This is a genomic window from Xenorhabdus entomophaga (assembly GCF_037996725.1).
In the GTDB taxonomy this organism is placed as follows: domain Bacteria; phylum Pseudomonadota; class Gammaproteobacteria; order Enterobacterales; family Enterobacteriaceae; genus Xenorhabdus; species Xenorhabdus khoisanae.
Window position 1 is genome coordinate 1 of record NZ_JBBMXH010000454.1, and the last position, 251, is coordinate 251.

The 251-nt window shown below is 47.0% G+C and carries 1 pseudogene; it reads right to left on the reverse strand.

What is annotated here, in order from left to right:
• Positions 1 to 111: 111 nt before the first annotated feature.
• Positions 112 to 251: pseudogene (locus tag AAC854_RS23600) on the reverse strand (HK97 family phage prohead protease); the annotation flags it as partial.

Sequence of the window (251 nt, forward strand, 5' to 3'; positions counted from 1 at the left end):
TTTTTCTGTTGGAATGCCTCGAAAGCGCCTTTCAGTTCCTGCGCAACTTCACTGACATCTTTATGATCAATCGCCATAACAGCCTCTTATTTAGTTAAATTTAATGGATTTTTAGTTAAATTTAATGGATTTCAAGGTGTCCAGTGCGGCCTGCTCAGCATCACGCAGAGAAAGTGCACGGTAGCCGTCAGCCATCAGGGCCTTGGCTTGGGTTCGCGACAGCCCGACATCACGCAGGACTCGCTCAATAC